Here is a 21,042-nt window from a genome sequence, read left to right as displayed (position 1 = left end):
CTCCGCGCCGCTGCCAAGCTCTCTCATCCGTCCTGTAGTAGAACCACTACATTCATAGCATATCTAATACGGGACGCAATAGACATATGACACCACATTGCAAGCGAACAGTAAGTCGCACCCGATACGGTCGGAATCGCCTGTAGCGGAAAAGGAAGGTTCGATGTCACGACCCAGAGAGGCACTGATCCAGGCAGGTCAGGGCATAGCCCAAGCGGTGGCGCAAGGGGGTGACGTACGACAGGCGATGGGCCAGGCCGTGGGGCAGGCCATGGGCCAGGCCGGTCAGCTCGCGGGCCAGGCCCCCGGCTTCAGGCTGAACGCGGGCGACTTCGCGGCCGCCCGCGACGGCGGCGCGTCCGTCGGCACCCTCATCGAGGCCAAGACGGCATCGCTGAACGAGGCCGGCGAGATCGTCAACCGCAGCTTCGCCGAGAACGGCATGCACGTCATCTCGCCCGTGGTGATCCCCAAGGGCAGCACCGCCAAGGTGATCGTGCCGCTGGGCATCCTCGTGGCGCTCGGCCTCATCGGCGCGCTCGGCAACATCGTGCCGAGCGCCGAGGTGGTCTTCGGCCCGCACTACTGGGTGGTGCTGGTGCTGGCCGCCGTGTTCCTGTGGTGGCGGCGCAGCGTGGTGATGGTGCCCGAGGGCTGCAAGGCGCTCATCACCCAGTTCGGCAAGCTGGTGCACATCGCGGACCCGGGCCGGGTGACGCTGTTCAACCCGTGGAAGCGGGTCAGCTACATCGTCAACACCACCCGCGAGTACCCGTTCAACGCGCCGATCAGCGAGGCCCCGACCCAGCAGGGCGTCAAGGCCAGCGTGGACCTGTTCCTGCAGTTCAGGATCGAGAACCCGGCGGAGTTCATCTTCGTGCTCGGCTCGGTCAGCGGGTTCCAGTCCAAGCTGCAGAACGCGATCAGCGAGGTCACCCGCTCCCTCATCTACGCCCAGCGCGCCGAGGAGATCTACGACCTGGTCGGCGAGAGCACCCACGGCATGCTGGAGAGCCTCAACCAGCAGTTCCTGCCCGCCGTACGGCTCACCGACGTCAACATCACCCACGCCGAGCCGTCCAGCCAGGAGTACCGCATGGACCTGGCCGCCCCCGAGATGGTCCGGGTGGCCAAGGAGGCCTACACCTACGAGTACGAGCTGCAACTGCGCAAGGAGCAGAACGAGGGCGACCTGATCAAGGAGCTGGCCGGGCTGCAGGAGACGCTCAGCGCCATCCAGGCCGAGATCGCCGGCTACCAGGCCCGCATGGACACCGCGCTCGAACGCGCCACCCACCAGGCCACCGCTCAGGCGAGGCAGCGCCTGGTCGAGGCCGAGTCCACGGCCAACGCCAACGCCGCGCTCCTGGAGGCGCAGGCGCTGGACATCAGGGCGCTGTCGGCCGCCGAGGCGCCCGAGATCCTCGACTACCGCTTCCAGCAGGACCTGCTGGGCAAGCTGGAGTCCGTCTCCGGCAGGATGCCGCAGGTCGTGCAGGTGGGCGAGGAGACCGACATCGACTTCCTGGCCCTGGCCCAGCAGCTCGTGGGCGGCAGGGGCGCGGCGCTGTTCTCCGCCGAGGACATGGCCGCCATCCGCGGCAGGCTCGACGAGATCGGCGCGCGCGTGCGCGGCCGCGAGGCCGAGATCGCGGCGCTGCTCGAACGGGCCGCCGCGGGCGTGGAGCAGCCTCCGGCGACCCCGGAGCCCGACTCCGAGCTGGACAGGACCGTCGAGCGGCTGCTGCCGTCCGGCAAGCACCACGAGCAGGATGAGGTCTGATGAGCAGAGAGTTCTCCAAGATCAAGGAGTCGCTCGCCTCCTGGGGAGAGATCCGCCAGCTCCTGCGCGGCGGCGAGCAGGGCCAGCTCGTGCCCGTCGTCATCCCCAAGGACCGGCGCGGCTTCGCCTGGATGACGCTGGTCTTCCTGGCGATCTACTTCGCCGGCATGGCGGCGCTGACCGACCTCACCCTCGTCGCGGCGCTCGCGGCGCTGTTCTTCCTGCTCCTGGCGCTGGTCACGATGTGGCGCAAGGCCATCATCGAGATCGAGGAGGGCACCACCGGCGTGCGCAGCCACTGGGGCGCCATCACCGGCACGCTGCCGCCCGGCCGCCACTACCTCTGGCTGCCGTGGGACCGGGTGGACGCGGTGGTCGACACCTCCACCGAGATCCCGTACTCGGCCCCGATCGTGGCCTGCCCCACCGCCGAGAACGTGCCGCTGAAGTCGATCGAGTTCTTCCTGAAGTTCCGCATCGTGGACCCCGTCGCGTTCGTCCGCACGATCGGCGCGGGCAACTTCGACCTGGTGCTCTCCAGCGCGGTCCAGGACGCGATCAGGCAGCGCAGCCGCCGGGTCAACACCGAGCGGGCCTACGACCTGCGCGGCTCCGACGTCGGCGACATGCAGGACGCGCTCAACCGCCAGCTCGGCCGCTACGGCGTGCGCATCACCGGCGCGAACATCCCCGACGTGCAGCTGCCCGACCAGTACCAGCAGCACCTGGCCACCCGCGAGAAGGTCGCCAAGGAGCTGTCGGCCTACGAGCGCGAGTGGGAGCTGACCCGCAAGCGCCGCATCGACACGCTGCTGATGGAGATCGAGCGCTCCAAGAAGACCCGTGACGCCCGCGTGGTCGAGGTCAAGGCCGCCCACAACAAGGCGCGCAAGGACGTGGCGCGCATGCTGGAGGAGCAGGAGACCGAGGCGCAGCGGGTGACGTGGGAGATCGAGGCGCGCGGCAGGGCCGAGCTGACCGCCGCCGAGAACGAGGCCAAGGCGCTGCGCCGGCTGGCCGAGTCCTACCGCGACAACCGGGCCGTGCTGCAGTACGAGCTGGCCCGCCGGCGCCTCGACGTGGGCGCCAAACTGGCGGAGAACGCCCCCCAGCCCCTGGTCGTGCGGACCCAGCAGGGGCAGACCGACTCCGCGCTCTCCACCCTCCTCCTGGCCCAGCTGCTCCCCCGCATCTCGGGCACGGGAACAGGCCAAGTGAACGGCCACACACCTTCCGTTTAGGAGAACCCCATGGTGTTCCGCAAGTTGATGGCCGCCTTCGGCGCGGGCGTCGAGGTCGACACGGTGTTGACCGACACGGGCGTCCGCCCGGGCGAGCCGCTGCGCGGCGTCGTGCACTTCCGCGGCGGCAACTCCGACTACAAGGTCGAGGGCATCCACATCGATCTGACGGCCGTGGTCGAGGTCGAGTCGGGCGACAACGAGTACAAGACCAGCTACAGCTTCCTGCGCCAGCAGGTGGCCGGGACCTTCCAGCTCGCGAAGGGCGCCCAGCACCAGCACCCGTTCGAGATCCCGATGCCGTGGGAGACGCCGATCAGCGCGATCGGCGGGCACCCGCTGCACGGGATGAAGCTGGGCGTGCAGACGGAGCTGGCGCTGGCGGGCGCGCTCGACAAGGGCGACCTCGACCCGCTGTTCGTCAGCCCGCTGCCCGCGCAGGAGCACGTGATCGGCGCGCTCGACCGGCTGGGCTTCCAGTTCAAGAAGGCCGACCTGGAGCGCGGCACCCTGTACGGCTCGACCATGCCGTTCTTCCAGGAGATCGAGTACTACGCGGGCGGGCAGTGGCGGCGTCACTTCAACGAGCTGGAGCTGACGTTCATCGCCGGGCCGCGGCAGATGGACGTCATCCTGGAGGCCGACAAGCGGGGTGGCTTCCTCAGCTCCAGCCACGACGCCTACAACCGTTTCACCGTCCGCTACGACGAGCCGCCGAACGCGGCGGACGCGGCCCTGCAGCGGGGGCTGGAGCAGATGGCCCGCCACCGCGGCTGGTTCTGAACCGCGCCAGGCTCTGACGCGGAGGGAAACCGCGGCGGGAACGGCTCCGGGCGATGATCGGGAGCCGTTCCCGTTCCCGGTAAGGCCCCACCGGCGACTTCACGCTGCGCGACCCGTCCGACGCGCCGGAGCTGCCCAACCTGGCGGTGGCGGGCAAGGGCCACTACCGGGTGCGGGTGCACTACCGCGAACCGGACTGGGAGGCGTGGACCCCGCAGCACCTGCTGGTCATGGTCTACCCGGGCCGCGGCGACGAGGTCGTCGACCTCAAGCGCGCGAGACGGCCAGCAGGTGGCCGCTGACCCCCAGCAGCGCGGGCTCGCACTCCAGGCGGCGGGCGGCGTCGAGCAGCAGCTCGCGCCGCCCCTCGTCGTCAAGCCAGTCGTCCACGTCGCCGTAGAGCCAGAAGGCGCACTCCAGGCCGTAGCGGCGCGGCTCGGGCAGCCCGGCGTCGGTGAACTCGCCGAGGATCTCCTCCGGGTCGTGGAAGTAGCCGCGGAAGCCGCTCTCCGTCTTGCCGGAGACCATCACGCCCGTCTCCACCGAGCGGTAGTCGGCCGCGCGCTGCCCGGCGTCGAGGAACGTGCCGTGGTAGACGCTGTCGAGCACGCCGGCGTACCGGCTGATGAGGGCGGCGGCGACGAGCCCGCCGGGGCGCACGGCGCGGCGCGCCTCGGCCAGCGCGCGCACGCGGTCGGCCCGCTCGGGCAGGTGGTAGAGCGGGCCGAGCAGCAGCACCGCGTCGGCGCCCCCGCCGGGGACCGGCAGGTCGCGGGCGTCGCCGAGGCGGGCGCGCACGCCGGGCAGCGCGGCGGCCCGCTCGACGTGCAGCGGCACGGGGTCGATCAGCTCGACGTCGTGGCCCTCGGCGGCCAGCCATTCGGCGTGCACGCCCGCGCCGCCGCCCACGTCGAGCACCCGCGCGGGCGCCGGCGGCAGGACCCGGCGCAGGACGTCGCGCGTGCGCCAGTATTCGAGCCGGTTGCGGCCGCTCCGCAGCCTGGTCAGCTCGCCGCCCCGCTCGTAGTAGCCCATCACGGCCGGATCCATGACCATGCCCCCGGATCCTACGATCGTCCCCGGCCCGGGCGCGAGGGAATATCGGGCGGCATCTTTCGCTAGGTGATCGCTCCTTTGCGTGTGCTGGCAGTCGCATGACGCGGTCGTTACCATGACTGCGGGAACTGACTTGATCGTCGGACGGCGGGGCGAGCGATGGCACGGTTCATGGCGGCGTTGAAGAGGACCGCCCCGTGGGCGGCGCGCAACGCGGACGGCGCCATCGCGCTCACTCTGGCGGTCGTGGTCGGCGTGCTCGGCATCCTGCCCGACGAGATCTTCGGCCCCGAGGGCGAGGGCGACGACATCCAGCGCCAGCTCGTGACCGCCGCGACCCTGGTGATCCTCGCGCTGGTGGCCACCGCCCTGCTGCGCGACCGCGCCCGCCAGGCTCCGGTGGAGAAGACGATCACCTCGGGGGCGCTGGCCGAGCTGCCCGTGCGGCTGGCCCGGCTGGAGGAGATCGAGACGCTGGCCCACAGCACCCGCCGGGCGCTCGACGCGCTGCAGCTCGTCAGGGTGCTGGGGAGCATGCAGGAGATCGCGCAGTCCCACGCCGAGGCGCGCAGGGACACGACCCGGTGGAGCTTCAAGGGCGGCACCGGCACCTACCTGCGCGCGGTCACGCTGCCCGAGTGCGTGGCGGCGGCCCGCAGGGACAAGCGCCACCTCACGGTCCGGGTCGAGATCATCGACCCGGCCAACGCCGAGGTGTGCGAGACCTACGCCCACTACCGCCGCTCGCTGTCCGACGCCCCCGACGGCACCGGCGAGACGTGGACGCCCGACCGGGCCAGGAAGGAGTCGTACGCGACCATCCTGGCCGCCTTCTGGCACCGCCAGCGCTACGGCCTGCTCGACATCGAGGTGGGCCTGTCCTCGACGATGACCACGTTCCGCTGGGACCTGTCCTCGACCCGGCTGATCATGACGGTGGAAGACCCGAACATGGCGATGACCGCGCTGGCCGACACGTTCTACTACGAGAACTGCGACACCGAGCTGCGGCTCAGCTTCGAGCAGGCGCGGCGGGTGCCGCTGGAGATGTACAAGAAGGTGCCGCTCAGCGACGAGCCCACCATCGAGGAGGTGCAGGAGCTGTTCGAGCGCATCGGGGTGCCCCTGCCCAGGACCTACAACGGCCGTGACGTGGTCGACATCGCCCGCAAGGCGCTGCGCGCGGTCAACCCGTACCAGCCATGAGCTACCGCGGCGTGCGGGAGCTGGTGCGCGGGGGCGGGGCCAGGGCGTGGGCCCTGGCGGAGCTGGCGCGTCCGGGGCTGCGCGCGGTGCGCCATCCGCTCGGGTTCGTCTGCCTGCCGCTGGAGCGCGACGGCGGCGAGGGGGTATGCCTGCACCTGTGGTCCGACTCGCTCGCGCACGCCGAGAGCACCACCTCCCAGATCCACTGCCACAGCTGGGACCTGGTCAGCCACGTGCTCTACGGCCAGGTGCGCAACGTGCACGCGCTGGTGTCCGACGCCGCCGCGGACGCCACCCACCGGGTGTTCGAGGTGGTCAGCGGGGCCGGCGGTGACGAGATCTCGCCGACCCGCCGCACCGTGCGGCACGCCACGGGCCTGGTGGAGGTCTTCGGCCCCGGCGACACCTACACGCTGGCCGCCGGGCGCTTCCACAGCAGCGTCGTGCCGGAGGGCGGTGACGCCGCCACGATCGCGCTGGGCCGCGGCAGGCCCGGCAGTCGCGACCTGTCACTCGGGCCGCTCGACGGCGGCCCCCATCACGTGTCCCGTCAGCCGCTCGACGCCGGCGAGACGGCCCTGGCCATCCGACTGATCACCGCGCACCTGACCTGAGAGGGCATCCGATGGACCTGGAGCACGCGCGCACGGTCGCCGTCGAAGCCGCGGAGGCAGCGGGCGCGCTGCTGCGGGAGGGCGCGCGGGGCGCGCTGGGCGTGCGCGGCAAGGGCGGGGCGGGCGACGTGGTGACCGATCTCGACCTGGCCTCGGAGAAGCTGCTGCTGGAGCGCATCCTGACCGCGTTCCCGTCGCACGCGGTGATCGCCGAGGAGTCGGGGCTGGCCGGGGCGGCGGGCGGCGAGTGGACGTGGCTGGTCGACCCGCTCGACGGCACCAACAACGTGGCGATCGGGCTGCCGGCGTACGTGGTGGGCGTGGCGCTGTGCCGGGGCGGGCGGCCGCTGCTGGGCGTGGTGCACGACCCGGTCTCGGGGCAGACGTGGTCGGCGGTGCGCGGCCGAGGCGCGGTCGCGTCGTCGGGGCTGCGCCTGGCGCCCCCGTACGCGCCGAGCCCGCACGGCCCGCTGCTGGCCTGGACCCAGGGGTACGGCCTGGCCAGGGACGACGTGACCGTACGGCGGCTGAAGACGGCGCTCGACCTCAACGCCCGTCGGGTGCTGCAGCTCTGGGCCCCGCTGCTGGCCTGGGCGATGCTGGCGCGCGGCGACATCGACGGCATCGTGGGCTACCGGGCCGGGGTGGTGGACCTGCCGGCCGGGGCGCTGCTGGCGCAGGAGGCCGGCATCGAGATCCGGGCGCTGGACGGCGGTCCGTACGAGGAGTGCGTCGTCGGCCCCGACGAGCAGCGCAGCTTCGTGGCGGCGCACCCGAGGGCCATCCCGGGACTGCTGGCGTTCATCCGGTGAACCCGTTGAACCCCGGGGCTGCCGGCGTTCGTCGGGCGAATCCGGTGAATCCGGGGCTGCCGGCGTTCGTCCGGTGAGGAGGCCGGGCGCTCAGCCGAACTGCACCAGCGCCCACACCGTCGCGGCCACCCCGATGACGGCCAGGCCGGCGCCGGTGAGCAGGAAGCGGCGCATCGGCACCTTGACGTCGTGGCGGCGGCACGACTCGAACCACAGCAGCGTGGCCAGCGACGCCCACGGGGTGATCACCGGGCCGACGTTGGTGCCGACCAGCAGGGCCAGCAGGCGGTCCTGGTCGGCGGGCGGGATGACGGCCTCGACGGCCCAGTAGGCGGGCAGGTTGTTGATGGCGTTGGCCAGCCCCGCGCCGACGGCGGCGGTGCGGTAGGGGTCGCCCTCGGCGCCGATCAGCCAGGTCATCACGGTGTTCAGCCCGTGCGCGCTGAGCGTGGGCACGACCAGGAACAGGCCGGTCACGAAGATGATGAGCTGCCACGGGATGAGGCTCCACCTCAGCCGCTCGCGGGCGCGCAGCACGAAGGCCGTCACGACGATGGCCGCCGCCGCCGTGGCCGCGACGGCGACGTGCGCCTTGACCAGCAGCAGCACGATGAACAGCAGGCAGCCGGCCGAGGCGGCCGAGAACAGCGCGCGGTCGGCGACCGGCTCCAGCACCGGCGGGGTGTAGCGCAGGTCGCGCCGCTCGCCGCGCCGCCAGAAGAACACCCACAGGAAGGCCATCGTCACCGCGATCGAGGCGAGCTGCGGCGCCCACATGCGGGCGGCGAACTCCTGGGCGTCGAGGCCGATCTTGTTGATGCCCAGCAGGTTGGTCAGGTTGGAGACCGGCAGCAGCAGGCTGGCCGTGTTGGCCAGCCAGATCGTGGTCATGGCCAGGGGCAGGGCGGCGATGCGGGCCTTGGGGGCGAGGGCGAGCATGACGGGGGTGAGCAGGACGGCCGTCGTGTCCAAGTTCAGAAATATCGTGACAAATGACGCAAAAATGGTGCAAAGAAAGAACAGGGCGGCGTAATTACCACGGCCGAGCACGGCCATCCTCGTCGCGATCGCGTCGAAGACCTGAGCCTCCTTGGTGAGCTCGGCGAGCACGATGATCGCCACCAGGAAGATCAGCAGCGGGCCCACCTCGTCGAGGCTGCGCAGCGCGTCCTCCCAGGGCAGCAGCCCGGTGGCCACGAAGGCCAGACCCGCAACGAGCAGCCCGACCCTGATCATGTCGAGCACGCCAAGACGCCGCCACACCCGACGATGATCGCACATGGACTGCCGAACGCCGATCCCACAGGGGATACTGAACGAATGGCACGCGACGGCAGGCCGACCGACATCTTCGTCAGCTACTCCCCGGCCGACACGGCGTGGGCGACCTGGATCGCCTGGGAGCTGGAGGCGGCGGGCTACAAGACCATGATCCAGGCGTGGGACTTCGTGCCCGGCACCAACTTCATCGACTTCATGGACCGCGGGGTCAGCCAGGCGCAGCTCGTCGTGGCCGTGCTGTCGCGCAACTACCTGGGCTCGCGCTACGGCCGGATGGAGTGGCAGGCCGCGCTGCGGGCCGACCCCGACAACCCCTCCAACAAGCTCGTCACGATCCGGCTGGAGGACGTCCCGCTGGAGGGCCTGCTGTCCACGATCACCTGGGTCGACCTGCTCGGCGTCACCGATCCCGGGCAGGCCAGGGCGCTGCTGCTGGGCCGGGTCAGAGAGGCCCTGGCGGGCCGGGCCAAGCCCGAGGCCCCGCCGGCCTTCCCCGACGGCTCCGCCGCGCCGCCGCTCACGCCGACGCTGCCGCCGCCCGACGAGGGGGCCAGGGCCAGGCGCACCCCGATCGCGGCGCCCAAGTTCCCGCCCGCGGCCGGCCAGAGCGGCGGGCGCGAGTCGATCAGCGTGCTGCACATCGGCGGCCCCAGATTCGGCAGGGCGCTGCCCGACCCCGGCGAGCCGTTCACGCCGGAGGACATGCAGGCGCGCATCTGGGCCGACCTGACCGGCATGTACGACCGGGGCATGCCCCGCCCCGGCCTGATGGTCATCAGCGGCGACCTGACCGAGTCGGGCAGCCTGGGGCAGTTCGGGCAGGCGACCCGGTTCGTCACCGATCTGAGGCTCCAGCTCGGCCTCGAACCGCACCGCGTGGTGCTGCTGCCCGGCCCGCGCGACGTCACCAAGGCCGCCGCCAGCGCCTACTTCATGACCTGCGAGGCCGACGACGTGAGCCCGCAGCCGCCCTACTGGCCCAAGTGGCGCCACTTCGCCAAGGTGTTCGGCGAGGTCTACCAGGGGCTGGACGACCGGGTGTTCGACGCCGGGCAGCCGTGGACGCTGTTCGAGGTGCCCGACCTGAAGGTGGTCGTGGCGGGGCTCAACTCGACGATGGCCATGAGCCATCTGGAGCGCGACGCGTACGCGCTGCTCGGGGAGGCGCAGGCGGCGTGGTTCGCCGAGCGGCTGCGGCCGTACGAGGAGAGCGAGTGGCTGCGCCTGGGCGCGATGGGGCATCCGCCCCAGGAGCTGCGCGACGCGGCGACCTACGAACGCCTGCTCGGCCACCGGATCAACCTGCTCTTCCACGGCGGCTCGGGCCCGGCGGCGGAGGGCCGCGTCGGCGCGCCGCGCTCCGGGCGGCACCACGTGGTGGAGATCGGCCCCGACGGGCTGCGCACCTGGCTGCCCGACGACTCGTCCGGCGGGTCGTCCCGCGGGCCGTCCCGTGGGGGCCGCCCCGAGCCGGTCCGCGCCCGCTGGCGGGCCGCGCGGGCGCCGTTCACCGGCGAGCTCCGGCCCGCCGCGCCGCCCGCGCCCAAGCCGGAAGAGCGCGCGCCGAGCCCGCTGGAGCTGCTGCTCGACCGCATCACCGAGGTGTGCGAGGCCAGGCACGAGCGCGCCCGGATCCGCAGGTTCGACACCCACCTGGTGGTCACCCATCCGGAGGACGGCTTCGTCCGGCAGACGATGATCGGCGCGCACGTGGGCGAGGTGGGCGAGGAGGCGGCGGCGGAGTTCGCCCGCCGGGCGCACGCCTCGGGCCTGGCCGCCGAGCTGGTCTACCAGGGCCCGCCCGCGCCGCGCGCGCTGCGCGACGACCTGATGCGCAAGGGCGTGCGGCTGCGCACGTTCGTCGAGTTCCAGGGCCTGCTCGACCTGAGCGGCTACGTCACCGAGCAGACCGCCAGGCTGACCGGCGACCGGCGCTACCCGCCCGCCCTCTACGTGCCGCAGCGCTACCGCGAGCTGGACCGCCCCGGCAGCCAGGTCGAGCAGGGCCTGACCGACGAGCTGATGCGGCTGCTCTCCGCCGACCACGGCCGCTTCGTGCTGCTGCTCGGCGACTTCGGCCACGGCAAGACCTTCGCCCTGCGCGAGCTGGCCCGGCGCATCCCCGAGGAGCTGCCGCACCTGACGCCGATCCTCATCGAGCTACGCGCCCTGGACAAGGCGCACTCGGTGGACACGCTGGTGGCCGCGCACCTGGCCGCCCACGGCGAGGAGTTCATCGACCTGAAGGCCTTCCGCTACCTGCTGCGGCAGGGGCGGATCGTGCTGCTGTTCGACGGGTTCGACGAGCTGGTGACCCGGCTGACCTACGACCGGGCGGCCGACCACCTGGCCACGCTGCTGGCCGCGGCCGAGGACAAAGCCAAGATCGTGGTGGCCAGCCGCACCCAGCACTTCAAGTCGCACAGCCAGGTGCTGACCTCGCTCGGCGAGATGGTCGGGGTGCTGCCGCAGCGGCGGGTGCTCGGGGTCGAGGACTTCACGCCCGACCAGATCCGCTCCTACCTGGCCAACCGGTTCGCCGGCGGCGAGGAGGCCCGGGCGCGCATGTCGCTGATGGGCGAGATCGAGGACCTGCTCGCGCTGGCGCAGAACCCGCGCATGCTCAGCTTCATCGCCGACCTCGACGCCGACCGGCTGCGCACGGTGGCCGAGGCCCGCCACACGATCAGCCCGGCCCTGCTGTACGAAGAGATCCTCAGCTCCTGGCTGGCCTTCGAGGAGCGGCGGGCCAGGATCCCCGGCTCCCCCGCGGCCCTGACCGTGCAGGAGCTGTGGCGGGCGGTGACGGCGCTGGCGGTGCGGCTGTGGGAGTCCGGCGAGTCGCTGATGGGCGTCGACGAGCTGACCGAGATCGCCGAGACGCTCACCGACCTGGCCGACGGCCAGCTCACGGCCGCGCACGCCGCCTTCCGCATGGGCTCGGGCAGCCTGCTGGTGCGCACCGAGGAGGGCATGTTCGGCTTCATCCACGCCTCGGTGATGGAGTGGCTGGTGGCCCGGCACATCGCCACGACGCTGGACCACCCGGCGCTGCTGTCGCGCCGGCCGCTGTCGGCGCTGACCGTGGAGTTCCTGTGCGACCTGGCCGACGTGCGGGCGCTGCGGGCGTGGGCGGCCGACCCGCCGCCCGACGACGTGTCCAGGACCAACGCCGTCAAGATCTCGGCCAGGCTGCGCACGCCGGCCCGCGCCGACCTGCGCGGGGCCAACCTGAAGGGCGAGGACCTGTCGTCGCGAGACCTGCGCGAGGTCGATCTCACCGGGGCCGACCTGTCGGAGGCGACGCTGGCCGGCGCCAACCTGTCCAGGGCCGTCCTGCGCGGGGCCAGGCTGGTGGGCGCGCGGCTCGACGGCGCCCTGCTCACCGGGGCCGACCTGCGCGACGCCGACCTGTCGGGGGCGCGGCTGGCGCGGGCGGACCTGAGCGACGCGGCGCTCGACGGCGCCCGCTGGCACCGGGCCTCGCTGATCAACGTGACCGGCACGCTGCCGCACCTGCCCGGCGCGGCCGTGGTGCCGGGCCAGCCGGTCGAGGTGGAGTTCGCGCCGGCCGGCATCGGCGTCCCGTACGGCTACCACTTCCGCACCAGCCGCCTGCCCGAGCCGATCGCCTACAGCCCCGACGGCGCGACGATCGCGATCGGCAACGAGGACGGCGGCGTGCTGCTGTGCGTGGCCGGCGCGCCGGTGCGCACGCTGCAGGGGCACCGGGGCCGCGTGTACGCGGTCACGTTCGGCGGCGACCTGCTGGTCACCGGCGCGGCCGACGGCATGGTCGTGGTGTGGAACGCCGTCACCGGCGAGCCGCTGCACCGGCTGACCGGCCACCCCGACGGCGTGTGGCCGGTGCGCCTGAGCCCCTCGGCCGACCTGGTGGCCGCGGGCGGCGGCGACGGCGTCGTCCGCGTCTGGGAGACGGCCACCGGGCGGCTCGTGCACGAGCTGGCCGGGCACGAGGCCCCGGTCTACACGGCCTCGTTCGGCGGCCCGGCGCTGGTGACCGGCGACGCGGCGGGCGTGGTGCGGGTGTGGGACCTCGGCTCGGGGCAGGTCAAGGAGACGCTCGGGGAGCACCGCGGCAGCGTCTACCGCACCGTGCACAGCCCCGGCGGCCGGCTGCTGGCCACCGGCGACGAGGCCGGCTCCGTACGGCTGTGGGACACCGCCACCTGGACGCTCACCCGCGAGCTGACCGGGCACCAGGGCAGCGTCTACTGCGTGACGTTCTCCCCCGACGGCACGCTGCTGGCCACCGGCGACACGGTGGGCAGCGTGCGCCTGTGGGACACCTCCGGCACGGCCCGCGGCGTGCACACCACCCACGCGGCCACCGTCTACCAGGTCACCTTCAGCCCCGACGGGCAGATCGTGGCCAGCGGCGACTCCGGCGGCGTGGTGCGGCTGCAACGGCTCGCCGGCGGCCAGCGGGTCGAGCTGACCGGGCACCGCAGCTCGGTGTGGCCGTTCGCGTTCAGCCCCGACGGGCGGCAGCTCGCCACCAGCAGCAACGACGGCACCGTGCGGCTGTGGGACCCGGAGACGGGCCAGTGCCAGCGGCTGCTGCGCGGCCACGGGCGGCGCATCTCCTCGGCCCGGTTCAGCGCCGACGGCACGATGCTGGCCACCAGCGGCAACGACGGCATCGTCCGGGTGTGGGAGCCACGCACCGGGCGGCGGCTGCGCGAGTTCACCGGCACCTCAGACCGGCTGATCTCGGCCTCCTTCTCCCCCGCCGGGCCCGTGCTGGCCACCTCCAGCAACGACGGCGGCGTGCACCTGTGGAACGCCGCCACCGGCGACTACGAGCGCGAGCTGCACGCCGAGACCGACCACGTGTGGGCCGAGGCGTTCAGCCCCGACGGCGACATGCTGGCCACCGCCAACGACGACGACAGCGTGCGCATCTGGTACCGCCCGACCGGGCGGCTGGCGGGCAACCTGGTGGACCACCGCGGGCGGGTGCGCTCGATCGCGTTCAGCCCCGACGGCACCTACGTCGCCACCGGGTGCGACGACAAGCTGGTACGGCTCTGGCACGTGGAGTCCGGCGGCCGGGTGGCCACCCTGGAGGGGCACACCGACCGGGTCTACTCCGTGGCCTTCTCCCCCGACGGCCGCCACCTGGCCAGCGCCGGAAACGACGGCCGGGCCATGATCTGGGAGCTGCGGCCCGGCCAGCCCTGGCAGCCCCGCCTGGTGCACACGCTCGACCGGCACGAGGGGCGGCTGTGGAGCGTGGCGTACGACGCCACGGGCGCCCGGCTGGCCACGGGCGGCGACGACCTGCTGGTCCGCGTGTGGGAGGCCGCCACCGGCCGCCTGCTGCACACCCTGGCCGGGCACGCGCGCAGGGTCTGGTCGGTGGCCTTCAGCCCGGCCGCCGACCTGCTGGCCAGCGCGGGCGACGACGGCGTGGTGATCCTCTGGGAGGGTGGCGAGCGGCGGGCCACGCTGCTCGGGCTGCCGGAGGGGTGGGCGGCGCTGGCCCCCGACGGGCGCTACAAGGTGCAGGGCGACACGGGCGGGCAGTTCTGGCACGTGGTCGGGATGACGCGGTTCGAGCTGGGCGAGCTGGACCCGCACCTGCCGGGCGTCCGCCAGGTCCCGCTCGACTCGCCCTTCTGACGGCCTCGCCGGGCGGGCGCCGCCTGGAGCGCCCTTTCGGCGTCGTCTCAGCCGCGGGCGGCGCGGCGCAGGAGGTCGTGCCAGACCTCTTCCACCCGTGTGTCCAGCTCGGACAGGGAGCCGTCGTTGGGGATCACGATGTCGGCCGCGGCCAGCCGCTCCTCCCGGCTCGCCTGGGCCGCGATGCGGGCCCTGGCGTCGGCCTCCGGCATGCCGCGGTGCTCGGCCAGCCGCCGGATGCGCAGGTCGTCGGGGGTGTCGACGACGATGACCACGTCGTACATGGGGGCCAGGTTGTTCTCCACCAGCAGCGGCACGTCGTACACCATGATCGTGTCGTCGGCGGCCTCCCGCTGGAGCTGCGCCACCCGCTCGCCCACGAGCGGGTGCACGATCCCGTTGAGCGCCGCCAGCTTCTCGGAGTCGGCGAACACGACCGAGCCCAGCTTCTCCCGGTCGAGCGAGCCGTCGGGGCGCAGCACCTCCTCGCCGAACGTGGCCACCACCCGGGCCAGGCCGGGCGTGCCGGGCTCCACCACCTCGCGCGCGATCTTGTCGGCGTCGATCACCATCGCGCCCTTGTCCGACAGCCGCCTGGCCACCTCGCTCTTGCCAGAGCCGATCCCGCCGGTGAGTCCGATCTTCAGCACCGGAAAAGCCTATCGACCGGCGGGGCACGGCGGGGCGGACGGCCGGTCCGGGATCCGGCCCGCCAGCCCGCGGCCGGGGCCGCCCGCGACGTACACCCGTAAGATGGCTTACGTTCGTAAGGCTGTCTTACGGCTGTAAGCTTGTCAACCCGTCGTCCCAGGAGCCGTCGTGTCCCCACCGCAGCCCTCTCGGCAGCCGCTCAGCAGAGCCCTGGTGCTGGAAGCCGCGATCCGGGTCGCGGACCGCGGCGGCGCCGAGGCGATCACCATGCGGCGCGTGGCCCGGGAGCTGGGCGTCGAGGCGATGTCGCTCTACCACCACGTGCCGAACAAGGACGCCATCCTCGACGGCGTGGTCGACACGGTGTTCGCCGCGATCGAGCTGCCGCCCGCCGGGTGCGCCGACTGGCGCGAGGCGATCCGGGCGCGCGCCCGCTCGGCGCGTACGGTGCTGGCCCGGCACACCTGGGCCCTCGGCCTCATGGACTCCCGCCGCACCCCCGGACCGGCCACGCTGCGCCACCACGACGCCGTCCTCGGCGTGCTCAGGCGGGCGGGGTTCACCCTGGCGATGGCCGCGCACGCCGTCTCGCTCATCGACAGCTACGTCTACGGCTACGTCATGCAGGAGGCGAACCTGCCGATCGCGACGCCGGGCGACGTCGAGGAGGTGGCCGGCGGCATCCTGGAGAGCCTGCCGGCGGACGAGCTGCCCCATCTGGCGGAGATGATCGCCGAGCACGCCCTGCGGCCGGGCTACGACCACACGAGCGAGTTCGGCTACGGCCTGGACCTGATCCTGGACGCGCTGGAAGCCCGCCGGAGCTGACGCCGGCTGGCCCGGGCGGGCGGCGCGATCACCCCTGCGGCGGGGACGGGTCGGGCGTCCTGCGCAGGTGGACCATGGTCAGGTGGTCGTCCATCCGCTCCCGGCTCGTCTCCCGGTAGCCCAGCCGGCGGTAGAGGCGCAGGTTGCCCTCCGACAGGTGCCCGGTGAACAGGTCGAACGCCGTCGCCTCCGGCATCCGCTCGTGCAGGGCGCGCAGCAGGGCCGAGCCCACGCCCTGGCCCTGGCGGTCGGGCGCGACGACCAGGCGGCCGACCAGGCAGGTGGTGCCGGACAGCTGCCCGCGCACCGCGCCGACGATGCGGCCGCCGTCGAGCGCCTTGAGCACCAGCGCGCCCTCGACGGCCTTGCGCATCTGCTCCAGCGACTCCACCAGCGGCGGGATGTAGGGGTCGCCGTAGAGCTGGGCCTCGCTGATGTACGCGGCCCGCTGGAGGGTGAGGATCTCGCCCGCGTCCTGCGGCACCGCCCGTTCGATCACCACCCGCAGCACTCTATCCCGAGGAGCCCGGATCCGCCGTCAGCTCCGCCGGGCAGGAGGTGCGGGGCGGGGGCGTGCCGTTGACCAGGAAGTCGTGCACGCGGGTGCGCAGGCAGGTGGCGCGGAGCTTGCGGGCGCCCTGCAGCAGGTACGCGCCGTGGCCGTCGCCGTGCCACAACACCACGGCCCCGGGGACGCGGGCGGCCACCCGGGCGGCTCCCGAGGGCGGGCTGTCGATGTCCAGCCGCCCGATGCCCACCATCACGGAGGGCCCTCCGCCCGATCCCCGCTCCGTACGCGCCGCCGGGCCTCGGTCCCCGCCCGCGGCGGCGGGGCGGGCCCGGCCCGGGAGCCAGCTGGGGCCGGCGGTCAGGCCCAGGCAGCGGCCGATCTCGTACCGGCCGGTCAGCCAGCCCACCCGGGGGGCCAGCTCGCGCAGGCGCGCCTCCATCGCCAGGAAGCGCCGGTAGCCCGGCACGGCGGGCATGAAGTCGTGACACCACGACGAGCGCGTCACCATCGCGGGCGCCACGGGCTCGCTCTCGGCCGCCAGGGCCGCCAGCGCGCGCGTGTCGCCCTCCTCGGCCGCCGACAGGGCGTGCGCCAGCTCGGGCCAGCGCTGCGGGGCGAGCCCGGCCAGCACGGCCGCCACGATCCGCCGCTCGTCCGGGACCCGCCCATCGGAAACCCGCCGGTCCGGGAGCCGGCCGCCGAGCGCCCGCCCGTCCGGGGCGCGGCCGTCCAGGAGGTCGTCGAGCACCGAGACGGCGTCGTCGTCGAGGGGGCAGTCGATGCGGCTCGCGCACCAGTCGCGGAAGGCGGCGAGCTGCCGCTCTGCCGCCCGGGCGTGGGCGATCAGCCGGCGTCCCAGCCCCGCCTGGGTGTGGTCGGGCACGCCCTCCAGATACATCCGCTCGACGCGGCGCGGGAACAGCTCCAGGTACGCCTGCCCGTACACCGCCCCGTAGGAGTTGCCGAAGTACCGCAGCCGGGGCTCGCCGAGCGCCGCGCGCAGGGCGTCGAGGTCGTGTGCCACCTGCCAGGACGTGAGGCCCTCGTAGGCGGGCCCGGAGGCGATACGGCAACTGCGGTCATAGGCGGCGTTGTCACGCGCGTAGGAGCGCCATGAGGCCTGTCCAGGGGCAACCTGGAGCCGCCGGGGATCGGGCTGGGGCACGGAGCAGCGCACCATCGCCGCGCTCCCCCGGTCGCCGATCCCGCGCGGCTCCATGAACACCACGTCGAACCACCTGGCCAGCTCGCTGACGGTGTCCGGCCGCTCGCGCACGCCCTGGACGGTGGAGCCGGCGCCGGTGTTCACCACCAGCGTCCCGAGGCTGCGGGCGGGGTCCGGCGCCGCCATCCTGGCCACGTCGACCGTGGTACGGGGACCGCGCGGCCTGGCCCAGTCGACGGGCACGGAGAGCTTCCCGCACCGCAGCCCGTCCCCGCACTCCCACCACACCACCCCCTCGGGCCGGGCCACCCCCTCGGGCCGGGCCACCCCCTCGGGCCGGGCGGCCGCCGCGGGCCCGGGGGCCGGCGGCAGTCTCCTGGCCTCCGGGAGCGCCGGGACCGCCGGGACGGCGGTGGCGGCGACGGCGGCCGCCAGGACGGCCGTCGCCCGGATCATCCGCTGAACCATGCCCACTGCGTTGCTCCCGAGAGTTCGCGACCATCGGCGCCGCCCAGTCTCTCAACGGGCAACCACGCAGGTCAGAGCCTTTGGCAAAGACCCTTGGGTAAAATCTCGGCCGCCTCAGCGAATCATCCGGAAAAACTGCCGAATGCCCTCCACCAGCGGGCCGGGCGCCGCCATCGCCACCATGTGGCTGGGGCTGTGCGCCTGCCCCCAGTACACGATGTCGTTGCCGCGCTCGGCGATCCGCCGCAGCACGGCCGGCCCGCCGTGCGTGACCCCCGTGGGGACCGGCTTCTGGTCGACGGGCAGCCCGGCCGCCCCTTCGTAGTACGTCCAGGACGAGGAGCCGCCGGTCCCCGTCACCCAGTACAGGGTGGCGTTGGCGAGCACCCGGTCCCGGTCGACGGGCTCGGCCTCCGACCCCCACCCGTCGAACTCCTTGAACCGCTCCACCAGGTAGGCGAGCTGCGCCACCGGGGAGTCGGCGAACCCGTACGCGAGCGTCTGCGGCCTGGCGGCCAGGTACGGCCCGTACCCGCTGCCCGGCCCCATCCACGCGCTCAGCTCGCCCAGCTCGGCGAGCTCCTTCTCGCCGAGCCCGTCGAGCTCGCCCGGCTCGCCCTTGGGGAGGCCGAGGCCGGAGGTGATGAGCGAGCCGGTCACGTGCTCGCTGTCCAGCGCGGCCAGGCGGGGCGTGACCAGGGCTCCGGCGTCGTTGCCGTGCGCGCCGTAGCGCCGGTACCCGAGCCGGCTCATCAGCTCGGCCCACGTGCGCGCCACCCGGTCGACGCTCCACGGCCGCGCGTCGGCGGGCTCGGGGAACGGCGAGAAGGCGAAGCCGGGCAGCGACGGGGCCACGACGTGGAAGGCGACGCCGGGGTCGAGCCCGTGCCGGCGCGGGTCGGTGAGCGGGCCGATGACGTCGAGGAACTCGGCGACGGAGCTGGGCCAGCTGTGCGTGATGATCAGGGGCAGGGCGTCCGGCTCGGGTGAGCGCGCGTGCAGGAAGTGCACCTGCTGCCCGTCGATGGTGGTGGTGAACTGCGGGAAGGCGTTCAGCCTGGCCTCCTGCGCCCGCCAGTCGAACCCGTCGGCCCAGTACGCGGCCAGCTCGCGCAGGTACGCCACGGGCACGCCCCTGCTCCAGGCGCCGGGGCCGGGGAGCTGCGCGGCCCACCGGGTGCGCCTCAGCCGCTCCCGGAGGTCGTCGAGGTCGGCCTGGGGGATGTCGATGCGAAAGGGTTCGATCTCGTTCATGCCTACGACGGTAGAACCCAATGCGGCAAGCTTCGTTCCGCATTCCCCCCGACTCGAAGGCCCCGGAGACCCGAACCCCCGGGTGGCCCCGTCCCGGGGACAGGCGGCAGCCGGAGCCCGCGCTCCTCGGAGCGGGCATGCGAAAGGCCCCGCACGGTCTTCCCGTGCGGGGCCTTTCGTCCTAACGGCGCCTCAGGCGGCCGAAGTCCTCACGGACCTCAGCTCTGGCCGCCCGCGAGCTTCTCGCGCAGAGCCGCGAGCGCCTCGTCAGAGGCGAGCGCGCCACTGGCCGGAGCCGACGAGGAGCTGCTGCCCTGCGGGGCAGGCGTCTCACCCGCGTAGGACGAGGGAGCGGCCTCGCCGGCCTCCGCCTCGGCCTTGCGGGCCTCCTCGATCTGCTTCCTGTGGGCCTCGAAGCGCTGCTGGGCCTCGGCGTACTGCCGCTCCCACTCCTCACGCTGCTTGTCGAAGCCCTCGAGCCACTCCCCGGTCTCCGGGTCGAAGCCCTCGGGGTAGATGTAGTTGCCCTGCTCGTCGTAGGTGGCCGCCATGCCGTAGAGGGTCGGGTCGAACTCGACCTCGGCGCCGACGCCCTCGTTGGCCTGCTTCAGCGAGAGGCTGATGCGGCGACGGTCGAGGTCGATGTCGATGATCTTCACGAAGATCTCGTCGCCGACCTGGACGACCTGCTCCGGGATCTCCACGTGGCGCTCGGCCAGCTCGGAGATGTGGACCAGGCCCTCGATGCCCTCCTCGACCCGGACGAACGCGCCGAACGGCACCAGCTTGGTGACGCGGCCCGGCACGACCTGGCCGATCTGGTGGGTGCGGGCGAACTGCTGCCACGGGTCTTCCTGAGTGGCCTTGAGCGACAGGGAGACGCGCTCGCGCTCCATGTCGACGTCGAGGACCTCGACCGTGACCTCCTGGCCCACCTCGACCACCTCGGACGGGTGGTCGATGTGCTTCCAGGACAGCTCGGACACGTGGACCAGACCGTCGACGCCGCCGAGGTCCACGAACGCACCGAAGTTGACGATCGAGGACACGACGCCCTTGCGGACCTGGCCCTTCTGGAGGGTGTTGAGGAAGGTCTGGCGAACCTCCGACTGCGTCTGCTCAAGCCAGGCGCGGCGCGACAGGACCACGTTGTTGCGGTTCTTGTCGAGCTCAATGATCTTGGCTTCGAGCTCGCGGCCGACGTACGGCTGCAGGTCGCGGACACGGCGCATCTCGACCAGGGACGCCGGAAGGAAGCCACGGAGGCCGATGTCGAGGATGAGACCACCCTTGACGACCTCGATGACGGTGCCGGTGACGATGCCGTCCTCGTCCTTGATCTTCTCGATCGTGCCCCAGGCCCGCTCGTACTGAGCGCGCTTCTTGGACAGGATCAGGCGGCCCTCTTTGTCCTCCTTCTGGAGAACCAGGGCTTCGACGTGCTCCCCGACCTCCACGACGTCAGCGGGATCGACATCGTGCTTGATCGAAAGCTCGCGCGAGGGGATGACACCCTCGGTCTTGTAGCCGATATCGAGAAGAACCTCGTCTCGATCGACCTTGACGACGGTGCCCTCGACGATGTCGCCGTCGTTGAAATACTTGATGGTCTCGTCGATCGCCGCGAGGAAGGCTTCCTCGGACCCGATGTCGTTGACCGCTACCTGCGGGGTGCTCGAGGTGGCCTCAGTGCTGGACGTCATGTGTGGAATTGCTCCGAACGCGGACAGGATGTCGATGTGG

16 protein-coding genes are annotated in these 21,042 nt (G+C 72.7%); 9 read left to right on the top strand and 7 right to left on the bottom strand.

What is annotated here, in order from left to right; genetic code table 11:
• Positions 1 to 163: 163 nt before the first annotated feature.
• The 4 genes from IO39_RS45725 to IO39_RS55665 all read left to right on the top strand — a co-directional run bounded on the left by IO39_RS45725 (position 164) and on the right by IO39_RS55665 (position 4,109).
• Positions 164 to 1,783 (top strand): SPFH domain-containing protein, encoded by a 1,620-nt coding sequence (locus IO39_RS45725; protein WP_052424213.1) that lies wholly within the window; start codon positions 164 to 166, stop codon positions 1,781 to 1,783.
• Positions 1,783 to 3,024: an SPFH domain-containing protein gene (locus IO39_RS45720; protein WP_043638869.1), complete on the top strand. Its 1,242-nt coding sequence runs from the start codon at positions 1,783 to 1,785 to the stop codon at positions 3,022 to 3,024. Before IO39_RS45725 ends, IO39_RS45720 begins: the two co-directional genes overlap by 1 nt.
• A 9-nt stretch (positions 3,025 to 3,033) precedes the next feature.
• Entirely contained in the window at positions 3,034 to 3,807 is a 774-nt protein-coding gene (locus tag IO39_RS45715) for a sporulation protein (RefSeq protein ID WP_043638866.1), read from the top strand.
• A gap of 146 nt (positions 3,808 to 3,953) precedes the next feature.
• Complete coding sequence (locus IO39_RS55665; protein ID WP_157549869.1) at positions 3,954 to 4,109, top strand: hypothetical protein; 156 nt, start codon at positions 3,954 to 3,956, stop codon at positions 4,107 to 4,109.
• Here the strand turns inward: IO39_RS55665 and IO39_RS45710 are convergent.
• The gene (locus IO39_RS45710; protein WP_043638865.1) at positions 4,075 to 4,863 is read right to left on the bottom strand and encodes a class I SAM-dependent methyltransferase; all 789 of its coding nucleotides are present in this window, start codon (positions 4,861 to 4,863) and stop codon (positions 4,075 to 4,077) included. The two genes, IO39_RS55665 and IO39_RS45710, sit on opposite strands and share 35 nt — an antisense overlap.
• A 171-nt stretch (positions 4,864 to 5,034) precedes the next feature.
• Between IO39_RS45710 and IO39_RS45705 the strand changes: the two genes are divergently transcribed.
• Genes IO39_RS45705 through IO39_RS45695 form a run of 3 tightly spaced genes read left to right on the top strand, consistent with a single transcriptional unit; the run spans position 5,035 to position 7,495 of the window.
• Positions 5,035 to 6,069, top strand: a complete 1,035-nt coding sequence (locus IO39_RS45705) for a hypothetical protein (RefSeq protein ID WP_043639787.1) — start codon at positions 5,035 to 5,037, stop codon at positions 6,067 to 6,069.
• Positions 6,066 to 6,683: a hypothetical protein gene (locus IO39_RS45700; protein ID WP_043638864.1), complete on the top strand. Its 618-nt coding sequence runs from the start codon at positions 6,066 to 6,068 to the stop codon at positions 6,681 to 6,683. Before IO39_RS45705 ends, IO39_RS45700 begins: the two co-directional genes overlap by 4 nt.
• Positions 6,684 to 6,694: 11 nt before the next feature.
• Complete coding sequence (locus IO39_RS45695; protein ID WP_043638863.1) at positions 6,695 to 7,495, top strand: inositol monophosphatase family protein; 801 nt, start codon at positions 6,695 to 6,697, stop codon at positions 7,493 to 7,495.
• Between the two features lie 90 nt (positions 7,496 to 7,585).
• Here the strand turns inward: IO39_RS45695 and IO39_RS45690 are convergent, their stop codons facing one another.
• Positions 7,586 to 8,758 carry an ArsB/NhaD family transporter gene (locus IO39_RS45690; RefSeq protein WP_245642637.1) on the bottom strand — a complete coding sequence of 391 codons (1,173 nt, stop codon included), beginning with the start codon at positions 8,756 to 8,758 and terminating at the stop codon, positions 7,586 to 7,588.
• 57 nt (positions 8,759 to 8,815) lie between these two features.
• Here IO39_RS45690 and IO39_RS45685 point away from each other — a divergent pair, with 57 nt between their 5' ends.
• On the top strand, positions 8,816 to 14,422 hold the full coding sequence (locus tag IO39_RS45685) for a WD40 domain-containing protein (RefSeq protein WP_043638857.1): 5,607 nt from the start codon (positions 8,816 to 8,818) through the stop codon (positions 14,420 to 14,422).
• A 47-nt stretch (positions 14,423 to 14,469) separates the two neighbouring features.
• On the opposite strand, the gene coaE is transcribed toward IO39_RS45685, so the two are convergent.
• Positions 14,470 to 15,072 carry a dephospho-CoA kinase gene (coaE, locus tag IO39_RS45680; protein ID WP_043638854.1) on the bottom strand — a complete coding sequence of 201 codons (603 nt, stop codon included), beginning with the start codon at positions 15,070 to 15,072 and terminating at the stop codon, positions 14,470 to 14,472.
• A gap of 169 nt (positions 15,073 to 15,241) precedes the next feature.
• Here coaE and IO39_RS45675 point away from each other — a divergent pair, with 169 nt between their 5' ends.
• A complete protein-coding gene (locus IO39_RS45675) occupies positions 15,242 to 15,901 on the top strand; it encodes a TetR/AcrR family transcriptional regulator (RefSeq protein WP_043638851.1) in 660 nt (219 codons plus the stop codon).
• 28 nt (positions 15,902 to 15,929) lie between these two features.
• On the opposite strand, the gene IO39_RS45670 is transcribed toward IO39_RS45675, so the two are convergent.
• From IO39_RS45670 to rpsA, 4 genes are all read right to left on the bottom strand, one after another.
• Positions 15,930 to 16,400: a GNAT family N-acetyltransferase gene (locus IO39_RS45670; RefSeq protein WP_043639784.1), complete on the bottom strand. Its 471-nt coding sequence runs from the start codon at positions 16,398 to 16,400 to the stop codon at positions 15,930 to 15,932.
• 13 nt (positions 16,401 to 16,413) lie between these two features.
• Positions 16,414 to 18,033, bottom strand: coding sequence for an alpha/beta fold hydrolase (locus IO39_RS45665; RefSeq protein ID WP_043638847.1), 1,620 nt, complete (start codon positions 18,031 to 18,033; stop codon positions 16,414 to 16,416).
• A 126-nt stretch (positions 18,034 to 18,159) separates the two neighbouring features.
• Entirely contained in the window at positions 18,160 to 19,299 is a 1,140-nt protein-coding gene (locus IO39_RS45660) for an epoxide hydrolase family protein (protein WP_043638844.1), read from the bottom strand.
• Positions 19,300 to 19,517: 218 nt separating this feature from the next.
• Positions 19,518 to 21,002: a 30S ribosomal protein S1 gene (gene rpsA, locus IO39_RS45655; RefSeq protein WP_043638842.1), complete on the bottom strand. Its 1,485-nt coding sequence runs from the start codon at positions 21,000 to 21,002 to the stop codon at positions 19,518 to 19,520.
• Between the last annotated feature and the right edge of the window lie 40 nt (positions 21,003 to 21,042).

Source organism: Nonomuraea candida (assembly GCF_000725485.1).
In the GTDB taxonomy this organism is placed as follows: domain Bacteria; phylum Actinomycetota; class Actinomycetes; order Streptosporangiales; family Streptosporangiaceae; genus Nonomuraea; species Nonomuraea candida.
The sequence above is the reverse complement of the archived record's forward strand: the minus strand, read 5'-3'. Positions and strand labels throughout refer to the sequence as shown.

Bases quoted from the DNA above. Each gene is read 5' to 3' on its own strand.
- IO39_RS45700 (WP_043638864.1), top strand. From the start codon at position 6,066: ATGAGCTACCGCGGCGTGCGGGAGCTGGTGCGCGGGGGCGGGGCCAGG.
- IO39_RS45710 (WP_043638865.1), bottom strand. From the start codon at position 4,863: ATGGTCATGGATCCGGCCGTGATGGGCTACTACGAGCGGGGCGGCGAG.
- IO39_RS45705 (WP_043639787.1), top strand. From the start codon at position 5,035: ATGGCGGCGTTGAAGAGGACCGCCCCGTGGGCGGCGCGCAACGCGGAC.
- IO39_RS45715 (WP_043638866.1), top strand. From the start codon at position 3,034: ATGGTGTTCCGCAAGTTGATGGCCGCCTTCGGCGCGGGCGTCGAGGTC.
- IO39_RS45660 (WP_043638844.1), bottom strand. From the start codon at position 19,299: ATGAACGAGATCGAACCCTTTCGCATCGACATCCCCCAGGCCGACCTC.
- IO39_RS45695 (WP_043638863.1), top strand. From the start codon at position 6,695: ATGGACCTGGAGCACGCGCGCACGGTCGCCGTCGAAGCCGCGGAGGCA.
- IO39_RS45725 (WP_052424213.1), top strand. From the start codon at position 164: ATGTCACGACCCAGAGAGGCACTGATCCAGGCAGGTCAGGGCATAGCC.
- IO39_RS45685 (WP_043638857.1), top strand. From the start codon at position 8,816: ATGGCACGCGACGGCAGGCCGACCGACATCTTCGTCAGCTACTCCCCG.
- IO39_RS45720 (WP_043638869.1), top strand. From the start codon at position 1,783: ATGAGCAGAGAGTTCTCCAAGATCAAGGAGTCGCTCGCCTCCTGGGGA.
- rpsA (WP_043638842.1), bottom strand. From the start codon at position 21,002: ATGACGTCCAGCACTGAGGCCACCTCGAGCACCCCGCAGGTAGCGGTC.
- IO39_RS45665 (WP_043638847.1), bottom strand. From the start codon at position 18,033: ATGATCCGGGCGACGGCCGTCCTGGCGGCCGCCGTCGCCGCCACCGCC.